Source organism: Deltaproteobacteria bacterium, from assembly GCA_018668695.1.
In the GTDB taxonomy this organism is placed as follows: Bacteria; Myxococcota; XYA12-FULL-58-9; order XYA12-FULL-58-9; family JABJBS01; genus JABJBS01.
The window spans coordinates 1-4,778 of record JABJBS010000148.1; the positions used below are offsets into that span (position 1 = coordinate 1).

The 4,778-nt window shown below is 50.9% G+C and carries 5 protein-coding genes; all 5 read right to left on the minus strand.

The genetic code is table 11. The features are described from left to right. Positions 1–588 (minus strand): twin-arginine translocase subunit TatC (gene tatC / locus HOK28_07870; protein ID MBT6432990.1); only part of this gene is annotated, 588 nt, incomplete at its 3' end. A gap of 11 nt (positions 589–599) precedes the next feature. Next, on the minus strand, positions 600–935 hold the full coding sequence (gene tatB, locus HOK28_07875) for a twin-arginine translocase subunit TatB (protein ID MBT6432991.1): 336 nt from the start codon (positions 933–935) through the stop codon (positions 600–602). Positions 936–961: 26 nt separating this feature from the next. Then, positions 962–2,371 carry a chemotaxis protein gene (locus tag HOK28_07880; protein ID MBT6432992.1) on the minus strand — a complete coding sequence of 470 codons (1,410 nt, stop codon included), beginning with the start codon at positions 2,369–2,371 and terminating at the stop codon, positions 962–964. A gap of 389 nt (positions 2,372–2,760) precedes the next feature. After that, entirely contained in the window at positions 2,761–3,885 is a 1,125-nt protein-coding gene (locus HOK28_07885) for a FecR domain-containing protein (GenBank protein ID MBT6432993.1), read from the minus strand. A 119-nt stretch (positions 3,886–4,004) separates the two neighbouring features. Next, positions 4,005–4,778 (minus strand): hypothetical protein (locus tag HOK28_07890; protein ID MBT6432994.1); only part of this gene is annotated, 774 nt, incomplete at its 5' end.

Consider the following 4,778-nt stretch of genomic DNA (forward strand, 5'->3'; position numbering starts at 1 on the left):
GAAAAACTCAGGTGATGTGATCCCAGCGGCGGCCAAGATCCACATGACCAGAGGAAGCTCAAAAACGATTCCAAATGCGAGCAACAGACGGATAACGAGCGAGAAGTAGGCACCTACTGAATAATTGGCTTCGACCGAATCGGGAACCATTTGAACCAGGTATTCAAAACCGAGGGGCAAGACGACATAAAATGAGAAGGCCCCGCCTAGGCAGAAAAACCCGGAACCCAAGATGACGAACGGAGCAAGCCACCGTCGCTCGTTTTGGTAGAGGCCGGGGGCTATGAACAGCCAGAGCTGAATCAGTATCCAGGGAGTCGTTAAAAAGATGCCCGCAACGACTGCGAGCTTGAGATAGGTCACAAACATCTCAAGAGGCGTCAGGACGATCATGCTCGCGTCAGGAATATTTTCGAGCGGCTTTCGAAGGATATCGAAAAGCTCCGGGGCGAAAGAAAAGGAGCCGAGAGCCGCGATGAGTAAAATGGCTACCACGTACATAAGTCGGCGACGCAGTTCTCCGAGGTGGGAGATAAAGGTCATGCGCCCAGTGTCTTCTTCGGGCTCCTGAAATTGTGGATGCGTCATAATAAAAGACTTTATGGTTGTTCGCTGGGCTTATCGCCTGGCTGGTCTTCGGGGCTCTTTACTGTAGCCGTCTCGGCAGGCTTAGCAGGCTCAACTGTATTTCCTGCAGCCAAGGCTTGCTTAGAGTCGATGGTGCCTTCAGGGGCTTTTGTAGGAGTTTTAGGACGATTTTGAGTGCGAGTAGGGTCTGCATCTTGGAGAGTGGCTTGAAAATCACTGGCAGCACGTCTGAATTCGCGCATGCCACGCCCAAGTTGTTTAGCCAGTTTCGGGAGTTTCTCGGGGCCTAAGACCAGGAGGGCCACCACAAGAACAAGAATAATTTCACCAAACCCTAGTCCAAACATATTCTCGGCTCATTGCGGCCAGGGAATTAATCTTCTCTGAAGCCGGACGTGAGTCGCGTAACATGGTTGGTTGCATCTGCCAAGTAGCGACCGAGTTCTTGGCTAACACCGAGGAGTCTGCCACCGGCGTCGCGTACATTGCGAACTGCCATATTGGATGCGTCAAAGCCATCAGCCTGCTCCTGTTGGAATTCATTGACGCGCTCGACAAGTTCTCGAATGGTTTCGATGGCTTGCGTTACGGAGTGACCGCCACGTTTCTGTTCTTCAGCGCTTCGCTCTACGTGCTGAGTGATGGACCTAATACGTTCCGCACTCTGCATGATGTGCTCTGCACCTTTGGCTTGCTCTTGAGTTGCCAAAGCAATTTGTTGCACGGTTTCTGCGATACGACTGATTGCATTCGTTACCTGCTTTGAGCCGCGCGCTTGTTCAACTGTGGCTTGAGCAATGTTTTGAATCATCAAGGTAGAGCGCTTGGCACTATCAACAATATTGCGGAGTGCATCTTCTGCGTTGTGACCCAGTCGAACACCATCTTCAACATCTTCGACCCCGCGGCTCATCACGCTGATTGCGTTTCGAGACTCACTTTGAATCGACTTGATGAGCTCGGCGATTTCCTTCGTGGATGCCCCCGTACGTTCTGCAAGTGCTTTAATCTCATCGGCAACAACCGCAAAACCACGACCATGCTCACCGGCTTGGGCCGCAATAATTGCAGCGTTCAAGGCCAGTAAGTTTGTCTGCTCTGCAACATCATCAATGACGCTTAGAATGTTACCAATCTCGTTAATCTTCTGACCCAGGTTTCCGATAACGTCTGCAGCCACTCGGCTCGACTCTTTAATCCGGTCGATACCTTGAATGGTTTGCTTGATCGCATTCACACCGATTTCAGCGTCGCTCGTAACTGTTTCAGAGAGTTTAGAGGTTTCGTTGGCGTTTGTTTCAACTTGATTGATAGTCACGTCCATCTGATTCATGGACGCAGCAGTATCTTCTGCTGCTGTACTTAGCTCTTCGATGTTGTTTGCAACTTCTTTGGAGCTGAACGTCATCTCTTCAATGGCACTCGTCGTTTCTTGCAAACTCAGAGAGAGGTTGTGGATATTTTCTCGAACCTCGTTGTTGATAGTCACCATCTCGTTGATGCTTGATGCGCTTTCCTCGGCACTGGCTCCCAGGCCATCAAGTTCAGAGTGGATGCTATTTACAAAGACCTGAAATGCATCAGAGCTCTGGGTTACCTGTTCGATTGCAGATGCTTGGTCCGTGAGGCTTTCGCTGAGTGTATTCAAACTCAGCCCCATGTTACCCGTAAGGTCTCGCAGCTCGTTGCTGCTTGTGCCTTGTTCACGGCTTCGATTCTGCATCGACATAATAACTTCTTCGGCATCCTGACTCAGGCCCAGCGTCTCGCGGGCTTCAGCCATTGCAGCGTTGAAATCACCATCGGCGACTTGCTCTAAGAATCGGTCAATACTGACTCGGCCACCTGATTCGCCTCCTCCCAAACGGGTTGCGAGCAATGCTGCTGCCACCGCGCCAAGAATTCCGAAAACGAGATGTTGGTCGATTGCCTCTCCGATAAGAGTACAAACAAGAACGACACCGCCAATAACACCGACTTTTATGAGGTCTTTTTTAGCTCTCACTGTCCCAAACTCCTCATGCTAGAAACCCTCGGGGACAGGGTTCATACCCCTGACATCACTGTTGAATTTATACCAGGATCTCTGGGGGCGGAGCCAGTTTGTTATGAAAAGAGAATGAAGTTGAGGGCCACTTTTGTTTGACCGATGGGTTATCCGGTGCCTGAGAATCAGCGAAAATCGAGGTCATTGCCCCCTGGACCGAAAAGATCATCCTTGCTGGAGCCCTTTTTATCCTTGAGTTTACCGTCGTGGTTGCGCATTTCTTTAAGAAGATCGTCCATGGCCGCGGCCGAGATATCGATGCCCTCTTTGACCAGTTTATCGAGATTGTTTTGGACTTTTCGTAGATTTCTGGCTTCGATTTCCAGGTATTTACGGTCAATCATCTTAAAACGCGGGTCCGATGCGAGGTCGGCAAACCGGTCCACAAGGCCGGCCTGGGCGCCGATTCGATCTCCGGCATCAGCGAGCTTGTTGGCCACGTCATCGAGGCGTTTTTTGATACTTCGGATGGCATCTGCAGCCCGAGGGTCGCCCATTTCAAGCCGGTCTTTAGCGTGTTTGTGGTCATCTATGAGTTTTTTCTGTTCTCTTCTTAGCTTCTCGATGAGGCTCTTTCGGAATTGAGCTGAACGCTTCAAATTGTCGATGATTGGCTTGGCTTTTTGGCCAAATCTTCTCAACTTTGAGCGATCCCAAGCCCTCCAACCGGGCTTTTTAGAGACTTTGCGGCTCTTACCCACTCCATTTTCATTCGCCTGTGCTTCGGTGCCTGCTTTAAGTAGATTTTCATCGGCATCGCCCGCTACGGATACTGCTCCTTCGAGCACACGGACCCTGACCGTACCATCTTCACCTACAGCAGTTTCGAATTCAGTACCTCGGACCCCGCAAACAGCGTTTGCGGTTGTGATCTCGTAACTGGATTCAGCACCTACTTTTTTGACTACTTTGTTCCAAAGTCGCCCAAAAAATAGAAGAACCGACTTTTTGCCCTGTGCTCGCCGCTTGTGGGGCGAGAGTTGCATCGCCGAGTTTGAGCGAATTTTTAGGATGGAACCATCAGGAAAGACTACTTCCGCGCTGCTCTCGGCTCCGGTTCGGATACGGGTACCGGCAAGTAAGCCTTGGGGGGCTTGAGCGGGAATCTCTTCTTTTTGGGGTGGTACAATCAGCCATACTTCTCCGCTGACTGCTTTGAGTTCGGCAATTTTTGAATTCGCGCTAAATGCCTGCCCTGGAATGATTAAGAGCAAGCCAATGATCAAGGATGTTCGAATGTGGCAACGCATGATGACCGTTTCATTCCTTTCAGGGACTTATCGAAAAAATAAGCCCGCCGTCATGCCTCTGACGGCTTAATCGTGTCCCTATTCAATCATGGATTGATAGCGACATGATGCTCAACTTATCACGGCTTGGCAGAGGAGCGAAGAAATCTGACGAGTCCTAAATCTCTAAGGCGTTCCTGCGCAAAAGCCAACATAAGCTGGTCTTTTATCCGGGAGTTATAAGCAGCCACGGCCGCTTCCCGCATGGCATGCACTTCGTTTTGAGCATCCGGACGAACCCAAAAGGAGTCGCAGCGGCGCGAATAAAATACTTCAAGGTTCTCGGTGTCTAGTGAGTAAGGGAAGCGCGCGCAGGTCTCCGGCCAATGTGGATAGAGCGTACAGCGCCCCTCGATATCCAGGGCTCCACAGGCATGAAAGCTATTTTGCTTGAGTACAGGGAAATCATTCCAGTCTCGACTTTCGGTTTGGCGTTTAAGTGCGTGTCGGCTGGCGAGTACCTCATCTGAGAACTTTGGCTTTTCATGGGTCATAAGTTCAGTTCGGTCGAGATCAATGAGGGTTGCGATATCACGTAGACGGAGCAAGACCGTGGAGTGCGGCCCGATACAGCAGTTATCAGTGCAGCTGGCGCACTCGTTTACTTTGTAGCGAGGTGCGATGACATCGACTTTTTTTTCGTCAATAAGCCGGGTGCGCATGCGCAGGTTGAGCTTGAACCACTTCCAAAAAGTGGTCGGTGCCCAGAGAGGACGGGACTGAACCTCGTTCCAAATGTCATCCAATGCGCGAACGGTGGGAAGGTCCGTCAGTTTGGGCTGACCGACTATCAGAAGCGGGCTCTTCGATTGAGGAGCCCGCTTATCTGACGTGGGAGAGGTCACCGAGGAAGA

Excerpts from the sequence above, each read along its gene's own strand:
- tatB (MBT6432991.1), bottom strand. The coding sequence starts at position 935 with ATGTTTGGACTAGGGTTTGGTGAAATTATTCTTGTTCTTGTGGTGGCC.
- HOK28_07880 (MBT6432992.1), bottom strand. The coding sequence starts at position 2,371 with ATGGCTGAAGCCCGCGAGACGCTGGGCCTGAGTCAGGATGCCGAAGAA.
- HOK28_07885 (MBT6432993.1), bottom strand. The coding sequence starts at position 3,885 with ATGCGTTGCCACATTCGAACATCCTTGATCATTGGCTTGCTCTTAATC.